Genomic DNA, 15,831 nt, shown 5'->3' on the forward strand with positions numbered 1-15,831 from the left:
TTAGAGGAGACGCAATGAAACGCAGTACCGCAGTACCCGTCGCCGCCGCTCTCTCCGTGCTCGCGCTCACACTGACGTCCTGTGCGGGCTCGAACGACCAGTCCGCTCCCTCCGAGGGGGACTTCGTCTCCGGAGGCACCTTCGTCACCGCGGTCGGCGACGACCCGGGTGACCTGAACCCGCTGAAAGCCGTGTCGCCCGACACGTTCGCCGTGGTCAACCTCGCCTACGAGTCGCTGATCGCCGTGACCTCCGAGGGTGAGCTCGAGCCCTGGCTCGCCGAGAGCTGGGAGGAGACGGGCACCGAGGTCGTCTTCACCCTGAAGGACGGCATCACCTGCACCGACGGCTCCGAATTCACGGCGCAGACCGTCGCCGACAACCTGAACTACAACGCCGACCCCGTCAACGCGACCTTCTCGTACGGATCGGTCATCGACGAGAGCATCTCGGCGACCGCCGACGGCAACGTCGTCACGGTCACCAGCACGCAGAACAACCCGTTCCTCGCCGTCAACGTCGGCACCATCATGCTGGTGTGCGACGCGGGTCTCGCCGACCCGACGACGCTCTCCGACGCCACCGACGGCACCGGGCTGTTCGGCCTGAGCGACATCAAGCCGGGTGACACCTACACGTTCACCAAGCGTGACGACTACACCTGGGGTCCGGCTGACGTGACCAGCGAGACCGCGGGTCTGCCCGACACGATCGAGGCGCGCGTCATCACCGATGAGAGCACCGCGGCGAACCTGCTCGTCTCGGGCGAGATCAACGCCGCGACCATCTCGGGTGCCGACCGCTCACGTCTCGACGGCGCCGGCCTCACCCACACGGGTGTGCGCAACCCGGTCGGCATGATGCTGTTCAACGAGAAGGAGGGGCGTCCGTTCTCCGATCCGCTCGTGCGTGAAGCGCTGTCGACGGCGATCGATCGCGACGAGGTCGGCACGGTCATCGCCGACGGCGAGGGACTCGAGTCGGTCTCGCTCGTCACGAAGAACCCGCTGCTGTGTGTGGCCGATGAGCCGGGCTGGACGCTTCCCGACACCGATCTCGACCGAGCCGGCGAGTTGCTCGACGAGGCCGGCTGGACGCTCGGCTCCGACGGACTGCGCTCCAAGGACGGCGAGCCGCTCACGATCAAGTTCGTCTACAACGCCCCCACCTCCACGCACGCGGCCGCAGCCGAGCTCGTCAAGGAGACGTGGGACCAGCTCGGCGTGACGACCGAGCTCTCGGCGAACGACGCCGCCGCGTGGTCGGAGCAGCTCTACTCGACGGCCGACTGGGACACCGGCTGGGTGCAGATCGCCCCGGGCGGACCGGTCCTGCTGTCGGTCTTCTTCGACGGCGCCACCCCCGACGAGGGCGGCCTGAACTTCATGTGGGTCGACAACCCCGAGTACTCTGCCCTCGTGGCCGAAGCCTCGAGCGCGACGCCTGAAGAGGCGTGCGGCATCTGGAACGAGGCCGAGAAGGAGCTCATCGAGCGCTTCGACGTCTTCCCGGTGATCGACAACATCCTGCCGACCTACCAGTCGGGTGCGGTGTTCGATCAGCCGAACTTCATCCAGCCGACCTCGATCCGGATGCTGGGCTGACATGACGACGACTCCTCCTCCCGCGACCGCCGAGGTGGTCGACACGACCACGGCTGCCCTGGCGGCGCGGGTGGAGGAGCGCCGTCTGCGGCGGGGCCTCTCGCCGCGAACCGCATTCCTGCTCCGCCGACTCGGGCGGCTGGTGATCTCGCTCGCGGTGGTCATCGTCGCCTCGTTCCTGCTCATGTACCTCGTGCCCGGTGACCCCGTGCGCGCCGCACTCGGGCAAAGCGCCACCCCGCAGCTCGTCGAGGCGACCCGGGCCCAGCTCGGACTCGATCGGCCGATGGGCGAGCAGTTCTTCCGCTTCATCGGCGGACTCTTCACCGGCGACCTCGGCACGTCGGTGCGGCTGCAGCGTCCCGTGGGCGACGTGATCGCCCAGCGCTTCCCGACCACGCTGATGCTCGCCGTCCTGGCATTCGCGATCGCGGTCATCGGGGCCCTGCCCGCCGGCATCGGTGCGGCGGTGCTCGCCCGCTCAGGCCGCCGCCGCGGTCTCACCATGGCGGTCTCGGCCGTGCTCGGCATCATGATCGCGGTGCCCAGCTTCCTCGTCGCGGTCGGCCTGATCTCGCTCTTCGCGGTGCAGCTCGGCTGGCTGCCCGCCGCCGGATGGGGGTCGCCGGAGGATGCCGTGCTGCCGGTGATCGCGCTGGCGATCGGCCCGATGGCCTATCTCGTGCGCATCGTGCAGGTCGAGATGCTGGCGGTGCTCGACACCACCTACATGACCACCGCGCGGGCCAAGCGGCTCCCGCGTCACCTCATCCATCTGCGTCACGCGCTGCCGAACATCGTCACCGCGTCGCTCACGGTCGGCGGGCTCATCCTCGCCGGGCTCACCGCGGCGACGGTGCTGATTGAGACGGTCTTCTCGATCCCCGGCCTCGGCACGATCATGGTGTCGTCGGTCGGCGCGAAGGACTATCCCATGGTGCAGGGCGTCGTGATCGTCTACGCCCTGATCGTGCTCGGGGTGAACCTCGTCGTCGACGTGATCCTCGCCACCATCGATCCCCGCTCATCGATCACGGAGGGCTGAGCCATGTCACTGCGTCAGAAGCTCCTGAACCCCACCGCGATCGCGGCCCTCATCGGCTGCGCGCTGCTGTTGTTCGTCGCGATCGCCGGCCCCACGATCTGGGGTCCTGCCGCCGAGACGACCGATGTCTCGTCGCGACTGCTGCCCGCGAGCGCCGCCCACCCGTTCGGCACCGACGAGCTCGGGCGCGATGTGCTGGCGCGCGTGCTGGTCGCCACCCGGCTCACGCTGCTGCTGACGCTGGGCGCCACGGCGATCGCGCTCATCGGGGGCATCGTGTTCGGTCTCGTCGCCAGCATCCTGCCGAAGTACCCGCGACGCTGGTTCACGGGTCTGCTCGACATCCTGCTCGCGTTCCCGTGGCTGCTGATGGTGCTGTTCTTCACCGTGATCTGGGGGGCCACGGCCACCGGGGCCATGCTCGCGATCGGCTTCGCCGGCATCCCGTCGTTCGCCCGCCTGGTCTACAACCTCGCCGCCTCGGTGTCGGGGCGCGACTACGTGCGCGCCGCCCGCGTCGTGGGAGTCGGCCCCGTCGGCATCCTGCTGCGGCACGTGCTGCCGAACATCGCCAACCCGTTCTTCGTGAACGCGGCGGCCACCGCCAGCGTCACGCTGCTGTCGTTCGCGGGACTGTCGTTCCTCGGACTCGGGGTGCAGGCTCCGGCGTACGACTGGGGGCGGATGCTGCAGGAAGGCATTCTGCGCATCTACATCAACCCGCTCGCGGCGGTCGGGCCGGGTATCGCCGTGGTACTCGCCGGTCTCGTCTTCACCCTGCTCAGTGAGGCCGTCGCCGGCTCGCGGGGCCAGGGGTGGAAGGCCGTCGCGAACCGGGCGACCGGCGGGATCACGCTCACGCCGCGGCGTCGGCGGGCGGTGCCCGAGAAGGATGCTCCGACCGGAGAGACGATCGCCGAGATCACCGACCTGCGGATCGCCTTCGCCACCGCGGACGGCGGCGAGGTCGAGCGCGTACGCGGCGTGGATCTGCGCATCGCGCCCGGCGAGATCGTCGGCATCGTCGGCGAGTCCGGATCGGGCAAGTCGCTCACCGCGATGGCGCTCGCCGGTCTGCTCGGCGACGATGCGCGGATCACGACCTCATCGCACCGCTTCGACGACATCGACATGACCCGGCCGCTGGCGCCCTCGGAACGCTCGCGTCTGGGCGTGGAGCTGGGCATGATCTTCCAGGACCCGCTGACTTCGCTCAACCCCGCTCTCACGATCGGCCGCCAGCTGACCGAGGTGCCCGAGGTACACATGGGCATGCGTCCGGCACAGGCGCGAGCCCGCGCGGCCGACGCGCTCGGCGCGGTCGGCATCGCCAACGCCACCGCGCGACTGAAGCAGTACCCGCACGAGTTCTCGGGCGGCATGCGCCAGCGCGCCATGATCGGCATGGCACTCACCGGGCGCCCGCGCCTGATCATCGCCGACGAGCCCACCACGGCCCTCGACGTCACCGTGCAGAAGCAGGTCATGGGCGTGCTGCACCGGGCGCAGGAGGAGACCGGCGCGGCGATCGTGTTCATCTCGCACGACATCGCGCTGGTGTCGGCCTTCTGCGATCGGGTCATCGTCATGAAGGACGGCCGTGCGGTCGAGACGCTCGACGCGGGGCGCATCCGTGAGGACGCGCGGCATCCGTACTCGAAGGCGCTGATCGCGTGCCTGCCCGACATGACCAGCGACCGCACGCAGCCGCTGCCCGTGATCCCGGCAGACCTGGTGCCGGAGGCGCTCGACGAGAACGGCGGCGCGCACGACGACCGCACGCACGACGACGGTGTTCATCACGAAGCGGAGGTGCCGGTGTGAACGCACTGGAGATCACGGACCTGAGCGTGCGGTACGGCCGCACGCGGGTCGTCGACCGGGTCAGCCTCGCCGTGCCGAAGGGCAGGACGGTCGGACTCGTCGGCGAATCCGGATCGGGCAAGAGCACGATCGCCGCCGCCGCCGTCGGTCTGGTGCGACCCGAAGCGGGGTCGATCCGCGTCGACGGCGTCGAGGCGGTGGGCGGGGGCGGCGACGCACGGCGCGCCCGGCGACGGATGCAGCTGGTGTTCCAGGATCCGTTCTCGGCGCTCGACCCGCTCATGCCGGTCGGCGACTCGATCGCCGAAGCGCTGCGGGCGACCGGGCGTCGGTGGAGCAGGGACGAGCGCATCGCGCGGGTCCGTGAACTGCTCGCGCTCGTGCATCTCGACCCGGACCGGGCCGTGGAGCGCCCCGCCGCGTTCTCAGGCGGACAGCGTCAGCGCATCACGATCGCCCGCGCGCTCGCCGGGGAGCCGTCGGTGCTGATCGCCGACGAGGTCACCAGCGCGCTCGACGTGTCGGTGCAGGGTGCGATCCTCAACCTGCTGCGCGAGGTGCAGCAGGAGCTGGGTCTGTCGATGCTGTTCATCTCGCACAACCTCGCCGTCGTGCGGTACATCAGCGACGAGGTGTGCGTGATGCGGCACGGCGCGCTGGTCGAGGCCGGCCCCACCGAGACGCTGCTCGCCCACCCGGGCGACCCGTACACGCAAGATCTGCTCGACGCCGTGCCGGTGCTCGGGCAGCGGATGGAGTTCTGATGACTGATTCTGCGCGATTCCTGCCCGACGCCGAAGAGCTGCGCGACGAGCTGATCGCCGTGCGGCGCGAGCTGCATGCGGCGGCAGAGCTCGGACTCGACCTGCCCCGCACGCAGCAGATCCTGCGGCGGGAACTCGAGGGGCTCGGGCTGGAGGTCTCGCTCGGGGACGCACTGTCGTCGATCACGGCGGTGCTGCGCGGCGGGCGTCCCGGACCCGTGGTGCTGCTGCGCGGCGACATGGACGCGCTGCCGATCAGCGAGACGACCGGGCTGCCGTTCGCGGCGACCTCCGGCGCGATGCACGCGTGCGGGCACGACCTGCACATGGCGGGGCTCCTGGGCGCGGTGCGACTGCTGGCCGCGCGGCGCGAGGACCTGCCCGGAACGATCGTGTTCATGTTCCAGCCGGGAGAGGAGGGGTACGCCGGCGCGCAGGTCATGATCGACGAAGGTGTGCTCGACGCCGCGGGTGAGCGGCCGGTCGCGGCGTACGCGATCCACGTCGACAGCGCCACCCCGCTCGGGCAGCTCGTGACGCGCGAAGGCCCGATGATGGCGAGCGCGAACGCCCTGCGCATGACTCTGCACGGCACCGGCGGGCATGCCGCGTTCCCGCATCTGACGATCGACCCGGTGCCGGTGGCCGCGCAGCTGATCCTCGCCGTGCAGACCTTCGCCGCGCGGCGACTGCCCGCCACGGACCAGGCGGTCATCTCGATCACGCAGCTGCGCAGCGACTCCGAGGCGAGCAATGTGCTGGCGTCGACCGTGCACCTCGAGGCGAACATCCGCACCCTCTCGATGGCGACCCTCGACACCGTGCGCACGCAGCTGCCCGCGATGCTGGCCGGTATCGCCGAGGCGAACGGATGCCGGCTCGACACCGAGTTCATCGCCTCCTACCCGGTCACGCACAACGACCCGGTCGAGACGCGGGAGGTGCTCCGGGTGCTCGACGAGCTCGTCGGCGCGGAGCGTGTGACGCGCCTGCCCGAGCCGTCGATGGCGTCGGAGGACTTCTCGTACGTTCTGCAGGAGATTCCGGGCGCGCTGGTGTTCGTCGGTGCCGCCGCGGCATCCGGGCCCACGCCCATGCACGCGGAGCACTCCGTGTTCGACGACGCCGTGCTGCCGCTGCAGGCGTCGGTGCTCGCGGAACTCGCCTGGCGGCGCCTCGCGCGCGGGTAGAGGGGCTTGCGCTGAGCGCGCATCCGCGGGCTCGAGGGGACGCGTATGGCCGCTATGGATGCTGGGTAGAGGCCATTCGCGACCCCTGCCAGCCCCAGCGCGCGCATCCGCGGGCTCGAGGGGACGCGTATGGCCGCTATGGATGCTGGGTAGAGGCCATTCGCGACCCCTGCCAGCCGCGTGCCACCCCAGCCCCAGCCCTCACCCCGCGGCGGGCAGCCCCGCGATGAGCGGATTCCGATCGAGCGGATCGACGATGACGCCCGTGACCGCGTCGAGCGCGAGCACGGGGAAGGTCGAGACCGCGCCGATCTTCTCCTCGCTGCCGAGCACGTAGGTCTCGGCGCACCGGGCGGTGATCGCCCGCTTGGTCACGGCGTCGCCGAGGTCGCCCGTGGTGAGACCGTGCTCGGGGTGGATCCCCGTGACGCCCAGGAAGAAGACGTCCGCGGCGAGATGCTGCACGGCCTCCATCGCGAGGGCGCCGCTCGCGACCATCGAGTAGCGCGCGAGCTCGCCGCCGATCATGATCACGCGGGCGTCGGAGTGCTCGGCCACGGCGATGGCGACGGCCGGACTCGGAGTGATCACGGTGAGGCCCGCATCGCGGGGGAGCAGACGGGCCATCGCGAGGGCGGTGGTGCCGGCGTCGAGGACGAGGGTGGATGCCGGGCGCACGAGCTCGACGGCACGCCGGGCCACGCGTTCCTTGCTGTCGGTCGCGAGCGTGAGGCGCTGATCCACCGGTCGATCGGCGGGCGGCACCGGCAGCGCGCCGCCGTAGACGCGCACGAGTCGCCCGGCGTCGGCGAGCTCGCGCAGATCACGCCGGATCGAGTCCTCCGACACCCCGAGGTCGTCAGCCACGGTCTTCGCGACGACTCGCCCGTCGCGGGCGAGGATCTCGAGCAGGTGGGTCTTGCGCTGAGCGCCAAGCATACGATTCCTTCACGAAGTTGCACGTTGTTGCATGATTCACGTTACAGTCATCCTCATGAATTCTCCACTCCTCATCCTCATCGCTGGTCCCTACCGCTCCGGCACGGACGGCGACCCCGCCCTGATCGCCCAGAACCTCGCACGGCTCGAGGAGGCCGCAACCCCCATCCATCGCCTCGGGCACGTCCCGATGATCGGCGAATGGGTCGCTCTCCCGATCCTCCGCGGCCTGACGGATCCGGATGCCGCGGACGGCGACGTCATGTACGAGACCGCGCGACGGCTGCTGCAGCACTGCGACGCCGTGCTGCGTCTGCCCGGAGCATCCGCCGGCGCCGACAAGGACGTCGAGATCGCGCTCGAGCGCGGCCTGCCCGTGTACCGCGCGCTCGAGGAGATCCCCGCGGCGGTCTGATCCGACCCGCACACCCTCCTCGGCGCGACATGATGGAAGCACCCCACCCCCCGCATGACAGGAGCACCGATGTCCCTCGCCTCAGGCTTCGACGCCATCGACGTCGACCACCTTCGACGCATCGGCGGCCTCAAGTGGTCGATGTTCCCCGACGCGGTCGGGGCGTTCGTCGCCGAGATGGACTTCGGGGTGGCCCCCGGCATCTCGCGGGCGCTGCATGCGGCCGTCGACCAGGGGCTGTTCGGCTATCTGCCGGATGCCGTGTCGAACGAGATGTCCGTCGCCACCTCCGACTGGCTGCGTGACGTGTACGGGTGGGCGGTGCCGGCATCCGACATCCATCCAATCGCCGACGTCATCCACGCCCTCGAGCTCGCGATGCGGCACTTCTCGCGTCCGGATGCTCCGGTCATCGTCCCCACGCCGGCGTACATGCCCTTCCTGTCGGTGCCGCCCGACGCCGGACGCGAGGTCATCCAGGTGCCGATGACCGTGACCGACGGCCGCTACGCGCTCGACCTCGAGGGCATCGATGCGGCCTTCCGTGCCGGTGCGAGCCTGCTCATCCTCTGCAACCCGTTCAACCCGGTCGGTCGCGTGTTCGACCGCGACGAGTTGCTCGCGGTGAGCGAGATCGTGGAGCGCCACGGCGGTCGCGTGTTCTCCGACGAGATCCACGCCCCGATGGTCTACGCGCCGGGCGTGCACATCCCCTACGCCTCGGTGTCGGATGCCGCGGCCGCCCACACCGTCACGGCGACCTCGGCGTCGAAGGCGTGGAACCTGCCGGGGCTGAAGACCGCACAGATCATCCTGACCAACGACGGCGACCGCGAGATCTGGGAGCGCATCGGCATGATGGCGTCCCACGGCGCGAGCAACCTCGGCGTCATCGCGAACACCGCCGCCTACCGCGACGACCGCGCCTGGCTCGCCGAGGTGGTGGAGTACCTCGACGGCAACCGCCGGTTCCTCGGCGAGGCACTCGCGGCGCGCATTCCTGAGATCGGCTACCGCCAGCCCGAGGGCACCTACATCGGGTGGCTGGATGCGCGGGCGCTCGACCTGGGTCCGCAGCCGGCGGAGTTCTTCCGCGAGAAGGCGGGCATCGCGCTCACCGACGGATCCGCGACGGGCCTCGCGGGCGTGGGCTTCATGCGCTTCGTGTTCGCGACGCCGCGCCCGATCATCGAGCAGGCTGTGGATCGCATGGCGGAGGCCCTGGCGCGGCGCTGAGGCTCACAGCGCCGGGTCGAGCGCCCCGGATCTCAGTTCGTCGCCTCGACGGCGGCATGGATCCGCGACCGCATGATGTCGATGGAGCGGTCGTCGGCGCCGTGCGCTTCGGCGCGACGTGGAAGAGCGGCGAGCACCGGGGACAGCGAGTCGAGGAAGGCTCGGACCGCCGCTGCTCGGACGCCGAACAGATCGAGCGCCTCTTTGGTGATCAGCAGGTCGAGGCGAACCTCGCGATCCCCGATCAGCGCGAGTTGGTGCTCATCGCCGTCCGCCTGCGGCTCCGGGTTCACATCGAAGGCCGGGGAGAGGGACCAGCCGTTGGCGCGGCGAAGGAAGCCGAGGTTGCGCAGATGATCGTCGAGATTCCCGATGAGAGCCCCGAACACGGCTCGTCGCCAGAGTTCAGTCGTGTCCGCGCCAACGAGACGCGCGAAATCGACGACGTCGATCCAGTCGCCGCCCTCCCCGTCATGCGCTTCGAGGGCGGTCATCGCCGAGATATACGGGATGCGGCTGCCATCGCCCGTGCGGTCGAACCGCCGCGAGAACAGCACAGTACGCTCGGTGCCATCCACGGTGATGCGCTTCGTCGAATGCTTCGGGGTGTCGATTCCGGCGGCGGCCATCGCGTCCAGTGTCGCGGCCTCCCACGCGATCACATTCCACTCATCGCCGACGGGCTTGGGGAACTTCGCGAGCCAGAGGTCGGAGCCGACCCGAACGTTGGCCTTCGGGCGAGCGCCGCCGAGCGAGCCGGTCGCGCGAAACAGGCGACGGAGGCCCGAGTCATCGATGTCCGTCGCGTTTCGCTCGATCTGATCGGCCACATGGATCAGGTCGGACAGATCAGCCTCCACCGGCACTCCGTCGCCTGCTGCGAGGGCCATGCCATCTTGCCAGAACCGCGTGGCTCCCTGGCGTCCTTCATCGTTGACGCCGAACATCAGGGTGAGCTCGTCGAGGGTGCGTCCGGCAGAACGGTTCTGAACCTTGCGCCCCCAGGTGTCCGGCGCGGAGTCGCTGAACGGATTGGCCGGGAACAGCGGCTGCGCGCCCGGAAACAGGCTGAGCGAAGGAGCGAGTTCGAAGGCCGAACGATCGCGCAGATAGGTGGTGTCGTATTCGAAGGACCCGGAAGTTCGGGTGCGGTAGATCCTGCCCGCGAGCACCTCTCGTCGGCCGATCACCGTCGTGACCTCGTAGGTGTCAGCCATCGCGGCGCACTCGAACGCGTTCGGGAAGTTTCTCGTCCACGAGAAGCCGGCCTCGTGCGGTGGCGAACGGATCGGTCGCTGCCACCACGTCGTCCATCAATCCGAGCACGCGCAACACGCGAAGGGTGATCTCGAGGGACGTTCCTTCGCCGTTCTCCAGTCGGCTGATCGTGGGTGCGGTGGTGCCCGCGCGCTCAGCGACCATCTTCGCGGTCAGCCCGAGGAGCTTTCGCTGATTCGCAAGATTCTGCCCGATGGTACGCAGGGAGCGCTTGACGGGGATGGGCGTGTGCATGGTTCCAGTTTAGATCGCGTAAAAGCTATATCAAACCACTTTGCATAAAGACTGCGTGTTCTTATGGGTAAGACTTACAGCGCCGGGTCGAGCGCCTTCAGCGCAGCATCCATCTGCTCGGCCATCTGCGCGTACCCGGTGTCGGAGGGGTGGATGCCGTCGGGCGCCATCCAGCTGTCGTCCGCGCCGGCGTAGTGCCCGTCGAGCCAGCGGCTCGCGCCGGGGATCCAGTCCGCGTCGATCGCGGCCGCGGCATCCTTCGTCCAGCCGATGATCGTGTCGACCGATGCGGGGCGCTCCTCGGTGTACCAGAACGGCTCGACGACGATGATCCGCGCGTCGGGCAGGGCGTCGCGCAGACGCGTGAGGTCGACGGTGATGGTCTCGCGGATCAGGTCGGCGCGGCGGTCAAAGCTGAAGTTGTCGTTCAGGCCCATCGTGACGAAGACGATGTCGGGCTTCTGCGCGATCACGAGTTCGGGAAGGTCGTTCTCGCCGAAGTCGGAGCGGTGGTTCACGAACCCGAGTCCGTTGACGCTCGGGTTGAACTCGCGCCATCCGCGATCTTCGCTGATGATCGTCGACCAACGCATCGACGGATCGCTCGCACCGGTGCCCAGCGTGTAAGAGTCACCGTAGAAGCCGACCAGCGGGCCGCCGCCGGGGGTGGCGGAGGTGTCGGGCGCCGGGCTCGCGGCGCATGCGGTGAGGCCCAGGGCGAGGGCGACCACGGAGACGAGGGAACGGAATCGGCGCATGTCGGTTGTTCGTCGCGGACGGCGGGGCGGATGGGGTCGCGCCGCAGCCGCCGCCGCAGCCGCCGCCGCCGCGGGGATTCGCTAGCGTTGCCGAAGACAGCGAGGACACCGATGGACCACGACGACAACACGGGCCGCGAGACCCTGCATGACGACACCGCCATGCGCACGACTCTCATCCGCTCTGCGTCGGATGCCGCGTCACAGGTGTTCGCGACCCTCCTCACGCGCAGTCCGATCAGCCGTATCGACATCGCGCGGCACACCGGTCTGTCTCAGGCTGCCGTCACCAAGGCCGTCACGCCGCTGGTGGCCGCGGGGCTCGTCGACTCCCCGCCGCCCGCGCAGCGCGACGGCACCCCCGGGCGGCCTGTCGCACCGGTCGCCCTGGTTCCCGACGCCCTGCTGATCCTGGGCGTCAAGGTGAACGTCGACGAGATCATCGCCGTGGCGACCGATCTCACGACGACCGTCCTCGCCGTCGAGCACCGCGGCCTTGCGGCGCACGACCCCGCGACCGTCGTCGACGCGATCGCCGACGTGGTCGTCACGCTCCAGGGCCGCCTCGGCGAGAAGGCCGCCGCCATCGCGGGCATCGGGGTGTCGGTGTCGGGCGACGTCGACGCGGCGTCCGGCATCGTGCGCGATTCGGCGCTGATGGGCTGGACCGACGAGGACTTCGGAGGTGCGCTGCAGCGGCGGCTCGGTCGCCCCGTGACGCTCGAGAACGACGTGCACGCGCTCATGGTCGGCGAGCACTGGTTCGGAGCAGGCGTCGGCACGGCATCGTTCGCGATCGTCACGATCGGGCGCGGCATCGGCAGCGGACTGCACCTGAACGGCGACGTCGTCACGGGCGCCTACGGTGTCTCGGGCGAGATCGGACACCTGCCGCTCGCGGACCCTCGCCGCCTCTGCCCGTGCGGACGCCGCGGCTGCGTCGAGACCGTCGCCTCGACCGAAGCCATCGAGGCTGCCGTCTCCGCGGCGCACGGGCGGCCCGTCGACATCGACGACGCGGTGCGGCTCGCGCATGAGGGCGACCCCGCAGCCGAAGCCGCCTTCCGCGAGGCCGCGAGCGTCATCGGCACCGCGATCGCGACGCTCGTCAGCCTCACCGGGCCCGAGGTCGTGCTCATCGGCGGCGAGGGCGTGGCGAACTTCGACCTGTTCGACGAGACCTTGCGCCGCGCCTACGCCGCGCACGCGTTCGGTGCCGCGGCACGTTGCCCGATCGTCACCCGGCCGCACACCTTCGAGGACTGGGCCCGCGGCGCGGCGGCTGCGGCCGTCCAGGCGCTCGTGCGCTGAGCCGCGCGCCGCGTCAGTCCGCGACGGCGGTGAGGTGCAGCAGCATCGCCTGGCCAGGGTTGAGCACGGGCAGCGGCAGACCCTCAGCCAGCACGGCGCCGGTGCAGACGAGCGGATGCTCCGCCTGCAGCCATGACGGGTCCGCGACCTGATGGCGGCTGGCGCTCCCCAGCTCATCGCGCACCTGCACGCGATACGCCACGCGGGGATCGAGCCCCGGGATCGGCACGCGCGGGCTCGATGCTGTGCCACTGGTGTGTGTGCGCACCCACGCGAACACGGCCTCGCTCCGATCCGCCGCGACGGCGCCGTGCAGCAGCGCGCCCTCATCGATGGCGTCGCCGCGCACCGTGACGCCCGTGTGGATCAGCCCGCGAAGCTCCTTGTACAGCGAGGCCCAGGCGGCGATGCCGTGGCGCTCGTCCGGCGTCGCCGTCTCGAGGTCCCACTCGATGCCGGCGTGCCCGAAGAGCGCCGTGATCGCGCGGAACGCGAATGAGGCGTGCCGGTGGGTCGTGTGCGACTCGGTGGGTCCGACGTGCGCGCCGATCAGCTCGGGCGGCAACAGCGTCTGCGTCCAGCGCTGAATGCTCTGGCGCTCGATCGGGTCGTTGCAGTCCGACGCCCACACGCGGTCGGTGCGCGCGAGGATGCCGAGGTCGACGCGGCCGCCCCCGCTCGCGCACGACTCGATCTCGAGGCGGGGGTGACGGCGGCGGATCTCGTCGAGGACGCGATAGACCCCGGCGGTGTGGGCGCGCACCCGGCGCTCGCCGCGGGGGCCCAGGGCGGCGTGCAGGTCGCGGTTGTGGTCCCACTTCACGAAGTCGACGCCGGCCTGTGTGATCACGTCGTCGAGGCGGTCGACGATGTAGGAGGTGACGTCGTCGCGCGAGAAGTCGAGGACGAACTGATGGCGGGATGCGAGCAGCGGCGACTCGCCCAGCAGCCAGTCGGGATGCGTGCGGGCGAGGTCGGAGTCGGGGTTGACCATCTCGGGCTCGAACCACAGACCGAACTGCATGCCGAGTTCGTGCACGCGGTCCGAGAGCGGACGCAGCCCGTCGGGCCAGACGTCGTCGTCGATGAACCAGTCGCCGAGCCCCGCACCATCATCGCGCCGCGACCGGAACCAGCCGTCGTCCAGCACGAACCGCTCCACGCCCACCTCGGCCGCCGACGTCGCCAGCCGGGTGAGCGTCGCGAGGTCATGGTCGAAGTAGACCGCCTCCCAGGTGTTCAGCAGCAGCGGCCGCGGTGCGCGCGAGTGCGAGTCGCGGGCGCGGATCGAGGTGTGCAGGCGTGCGGTGACACCGTCGATGCCCTCGTCGCTCCAGACGAAGACGGCGTCGGGAGACCGGTAGGTCTCACCCGGCTGCAGGCGCACCTCGCCGGCGTCCAGCAGCTCGGCGGTGCCGAGGACGGATCGGTGCACGCCGGCGCCCTCCGGCAGCCGCTCGACGAGTGTCTCTTGGTTACCGCTCCACGCGAGATGGGCGGCCCAGATCTCGCCGGTGCGGAAGCGGAAACCCTCGGTGCCGGCGAGAGTGAGGAACGAAGCATCGTGACCCGGGCGTCCGCGGCGAGACGTGCGAAGCCAGGTGCCGTCGTGGATCGCCGACCGCTGGGGGCGACGTTCGTTCGTCCAGCGGCCCGAGAAGTCGAGCACCTCCTCGGCGCGCGCGGGGAGCGGCAGGAGCGCGCGTGCGGCGCGGATGTCGACGGCGCGGTCGTCGGTGAGGCTGCGGATCTCGATCGCGGCGTGCAGCACTCCGGCGGTGTCGAGACGGTATGAGAACACGGCCTCGACGAGGGCGGCCGCATCGCGCAGGGTGAATCGGGCCTCCGTGTCGTCCGCCACGGTGTCGCTCAGCGTGAAGCCGTCGACCACGGCATCCGCACTGTCGGCATCGACCGTGGGCGTGCCCGACCAGCCGTGCGCGCGCCCCGCGGCGATCGAGAACGATCGGGGGATGTCGAGCGAGCTGTTCATCGCCGCCGGAGCGGCGGTCGCGAGCAGCCCCGCAACGTCGCGGTCATCGAGTGCGCGACCCCAGTGCGCGACCGTCGGCGCGCCGAATGCGTCGCTGCCGAAGACCAGGCTCACACCGGAGCGGCGGAGGTGCGCGAGCGGACTGGTCCCGATACTTGACGTCATGAATTAATCATCGACGTTCGCGGAAGACGCCGCAACCGAGGGTACAGAGGAGATCGTGAGGAGAGGGGCTGACGGGAATCGAACCCGCGCTATCTGCTTGGGAAGCAGATAGCAGGCCATCAGCGAAGACCCGGAAATGTCGTGTGATGCTGCTGAGCCCCGCTCTCGTCCCTGCCCTCCCGTATCCGTGAGTTATGGCACGTCACTCCCTGTACTGGCACGAATCTGGCACGCCGAAAGGGGAGTGGATGACCGCGCAACCGCTGTCCATCCGGTCATCGACAGCGGCCCGAGTCGAACCCGTCGTGGGATGCGGTGAGGCTCTATCACTACGGTGGTCGCATGACCCCTACGCCCATCCCTGTGGACGCATTCGACGGAGCCAACTTCGGCGTCGCTCTTGCTGCCGTTGTCATCAGCCTCCTCGCGCTCGCAGTCGGCGGATACTCGCTCGGCTGGCAGATCGTCCGGCACTACCGATGGGAGCGACCGCGCCTCACCGTGACCGGTGAATGGGGGCGTTACCAGGAGCAGCACTCCGACGGACGCGTGCTGAAGGAGGAATGGGCGCTAGAAGTCACCGTAACGAACACGGGCGATGTGGGCACGCAAATCACCGACGTGTACTGGGAGTTCCCCGGAGAGGGCGAACAACGGAGCCTCCGCGTCGCGGGGTCCACAAACCCCGACGAACCGCTCGCTATGCACGTGGACTGGAATGGAGTGATCACCGAGGAGGGCATCCGCGACCCGGCGATACCGGTCAGGCTGGAGCCGTTCTCTCGGCTCTACTGGAAGTTCGAGGTCCCGGCCTCCGGCACAGGGCTCTCCCAGGTGAGCAAGTACGAGCGCGGCCGGGCGGCTGTGACTTGGGTGTCGAGGGAGCCGGTGAAGGAGCCTGGGTTCGCTGAGCATCCGCATGTGCAGACCTCGTATGGTCCCTGGCAGACGTTCTCTGCGAACCACCCGTCAAGGTCTGCCGGTGACGGGTGACGCACCTCAGTTCGCCTCTTCAGGCTCTTGCAGGATGGACGGTGTGCGGTTGCTTTCGGACTTAGGTGGGGCACTAAGACCC

Annotated in this window: 14 protein-coding genes; 9 read left to right on the top strand and 5 right to left on the bottom strand. The window is 69.7% G+C overall.

All coding sequences use genetic code 11. From position 1 onward, the window contains the following. Positions 1 to 14 precede the first annotated feature (14 nt). The 5 genes from AC2D10_RS12740 to AC2D10_RS12760 are packed head-to-tail and all read left to right on the top strand — an operon-like array spanning position 15 to position 6,427. Positions 15 to 1,604: an ABC transporter substrate-binding protein gene (locus tag AC2D10_RS12740; protein ID WP_484708170.1), complete on the top strand. Its 1,590-nt coding sequence runs from the start codon at positions 15 to 17 to the stop codon at positions 1,602 to 1,604. Between the two features lies 1 nt (position 1,605). Next, positions 1,606 to 2,649: an ABC transporter permease gene (locus AC2D10_RS12745; RefSeq protein WP_484708171.1), complete on the top strand. Its 1,044-nt coding sequence runs from the start codon at positions 1,606 to 1,608 to the stop codon at positions 2,647 to 2,649. A 3-nt stretch (positions 2,650 to 2,652) separates the two neighbouring features. Next, on the top strand, positions 2,653 to 4,473 hold the full coding sequence (locus AC2D10_RS12750) for a dipeptide/oligopeptide/nickel ABC transporter permease/ATP-binding protein (protein ID WP_484708172.1): 1,821 nt from the start codon (positions 2,653 to 2,655) through the stop codon (positions 4,471 to 4,473). Beyond that, on the top strand, positions 4,470 to 5,237 hold the full coding sequence (locus tag AC2D10_RS12755; protein ID WP_484708174.1) for an ABC transporter ATP-binding protein: 768 nt from the start codon (positions 4,470 to 4,472) through the stop codon (positions 5,235 to 5,237). The genes AC2D10_RS12750 and AC2D10_RS12755 overlap by 4 nt, the downstream gene beginning before the upstream one ends. Next, positions 5,237 to 6,427, top strand: a complete 1,191-nt coding sequence (locus AC2D10_RS12760) for a M20 metallopeptidase family protein (RefSeq protein ID WP_484708175.1) — start codon at positions 5,237 to 5,239, stop codon at positions 6,425 to 6,427. Before AC2D10_RS12755 ends, AC2D10_RS12760 begins: the two co-directional genes overlap by 1 nt. A gap of 201 nt (positions 6,428 to 6,628) precedes the next feature. Here AC2D10_RS12760 and AC2D10_RS12765 read toward each other — a convergent pair whose 3' ends face one another. Then, positions 6,629 to 7,366 (bottom strand): DeoR/GlpR family DNA-binding transcription regulator, encoded by a 738-nt coding sequence (locus tag AC2D10_RS12765; RefSeq protein ID WP_484708176.1) that lies wholly within the window; start codon positions 7,364 to 7,366, stop codon positions 6,629 to 6,631. Between the two features lie 55 nt (positions 7,367 to 7,421). On the opposite strand from AC2D10_RS12765, the gene AC2D10_RS12770 reads away from it, so the two are divergent. Beyond that, entirely contained in the window at positions 7,422 to 7,781 is a 360-nt protein-coding gene (locus AC2D10_RS12770) for a DUF4406 domain-containing protein (RefSeq protein WP_484708177.1), read from the top strand. A gap of 69 nt (positions 7,782 to 7,850) precedes the next feature. Beyond that, positions 7,851 to 9,017, top strand: coding sequence for a MalY/PatB family protein (locus AC2D10_RS12775; protein WP_484708178.1), 1,167 nt, complete (start codon positions 7,851 to 7,853; stop codon positions 9,015 to 9,017). A gap of 32 nt (positions 9,018 to 9,049) precedes the next feature. Here AC2D10_RS12775 and AC2D10_RS12780 read toward each other — a convergent pair whose 3' ends face one another. From AC2D10_RS12780 to AC2D10_RS12790, 3 genes are all read right to left on the bottom strand, one after another. Further along, the gene (locus tag AC2D10_RS12780; RefSeq protein ID WP_484708179.1) at positions 9,050 to 10,234 is read right to left on the bottom strand and encodes a type II toxin-antitoxin system HipA family toxin; all 1,185 of its coding nucleotides are present in this window, start codon (positions 10,232 to 10,234) and stop codon (positions 9,050 to 9,052) included. Beyond that, complete coding sequence (locus AC2D10_RS12785) at positions 10,227 to 10,529, bottom strand: helix-turn-helix domain-containing protein (RefSeq protein WP_484708180.1); 303 nt, start codon at positions 10,527 to 10,529, stop codon at positions 10,227 to 10,229. The genes AC2D10_RS12780 and AC2D10_RS12785 overlap by 8 nt, the downstream gene beginning before the upstream one ends. A 74-nt stretch (positions 10,530 to 10,603) precedes the next feature. Next, positions 10,604 to 11,260, bottom strand: coding sequence for an SGNH/GDSL hydrolase family protein (locus AC2D10_RS12790; protein ID WP_484708181.1), 657 nt, complete (start codon positions 11,258 to 11,260; stop codon positions 10,604 to 10,606). A gap of 138 nt (positions 11,261 to 11,398) precedes the next feature. Here AC2D10_RS12790 and AC2D10_RS12795 point away from each other — a divergent pair, with 138 nt between their 5' ends. Next, a complete protein-coding gene (locus tag AC2D10_RS12795; protein WP_484708182.1) occupies positions 11,399 to 12,598 on the top strand; it encodes an ROK family protein in 1,200 nt (399 codons plus the stop codon). Positions 12,599 to 12,611: 13 nt separating this feature from the next. On the opposite strand, the gene AC2D10_RS12800 is transcribed toward AC2D10_RS12795, so the two are convergent. Continuing rightward, the gene (locus tag AC2D10_RS12800) at positions 12,612 to 14,756 is read right to left on the bottom strand and encodes an alpha-galactosidase (RefSeq protein ID WP_484708184.1); all 2,145 of its coding nucleotides are present in this window, start codon (positions 14,754 to 14,756) and stop codon (positions 12,612 to 12,614) included. Positions 14,757 to 15,098: 342 nt separating this feature from the next. Here AC2D10_RS12800 and AC2D10_RS12805 point away from each other — a divergent pair, with 342 nt between their 5' ends. Continuing rightward, positions 15,099 to 15,749, top strand: coding sequence for a hypothetical protein (locus AC2D10_RS12805; RefSeq protein ID WP_484708185.1), 651 nt, complete (start codon positions 15,099 to 15,101; stop codon positions 15,747 to 15,749). The last annotated feature ends 82 nt before the right edge of the window (positions 15,750 to 15,831 follow it).

Source organism: Microbacterium sp. PI-SA-G (genome assembly GCF_057215335.1).

What these genes read in the sequence shown, in the direction of transcription:
- AC2D10_RS12740 (WP_484708170.1), top strand. Translation starts at nt 15, where the DNA reads ATGAAACGCAGTACCGCAGTACCCGTCGCCGCCGCTCTCTCCGTGCTC.
- AC2D10_RS12745 (WP_484708171.1), top strand. Translation starts at nt 1,606, where the DNA reads ATGACGACGACTCCTCCTCCCGCGACCGCCGAGGTGGTCGACACGACC.
- AC2D10_RS12750 (WP_484708172.1), top strand. Translation starts at nt 2,653, where the DNA reads ATGTCACTGCGTCAGAAGCTCCTGAACCCCACCGCGATCGCGGCCCTC.
- AC2D10_RS12760 (WP_484708175.1), top strand. Translation starts at nt 5,237, where the DNA reads ATGACTGATTCTGCGCGATTCCTGCCCGACGCCGAAGAGCTGCGCGAC.
- AC2D10_RS12765 (WP_484708176.1), bottom strand. Translation starts at nt 7,366, where the DNA reads ATGCTTGGCGCTCAGCGCAAGACCCACCTGCTCGAGATCCTCGCCCGC.
- AC2D10_RS12770 (WP_484708177.1), top strand. Translation starts at nt 7,422, where the DNA reads ATGAATTCTCCACTCCTCATCCTCATCGCTGGTCCCTACCGCTCCGGC.
- AC2D10_RS12775 (WP_484708178.1), top strand. Translation starts at nt 7,851, where the DNA reads ATGTCCCTCGCCTCAGGCTTCGACGCCATCGACGTCGACCACCTTCGA.
- AC2D10_RS12780 (WP_484708179.1), bottom strand. Translation starts at nt 10,234, where the DNA reads ATGGCTGACACCTACGAGGTCACGACGGTGATCGGCCGACGAGAGGTG.
- AC2D10_RS12785 (WP_484708180.1), bottom strand. Translation starts at nt 10,529, where the DNA reads ATGCACACGCCCATCCCCGTCAAGCGCTCCCTGCGTACCATCGGGCAG.
- AC2D10_RS12795 (WP_484708182.1), top strand. Translation starts at nt 11,399, where the DNA reads ATGGACCACGACGACAACACGGGCCGCGAGACCCTGCATGACGACACC.
- AC2D10_RS12800 (WP_484708184.1), bottom strand. Translation starts at nt 14,756, where the DNA reads ATGACGTCAAGTATCGGGACCAGTCCGCTCGCGCACCTCCGCCGCTCC.
- AC2D10_RS12805 (WP_484708185.1), top strand. Translation starts at nt 15,099, where the DNA reads ATGACCCCTACGCCCATCCCTGTGGACGCATTCGACGGAGCCAACTTC.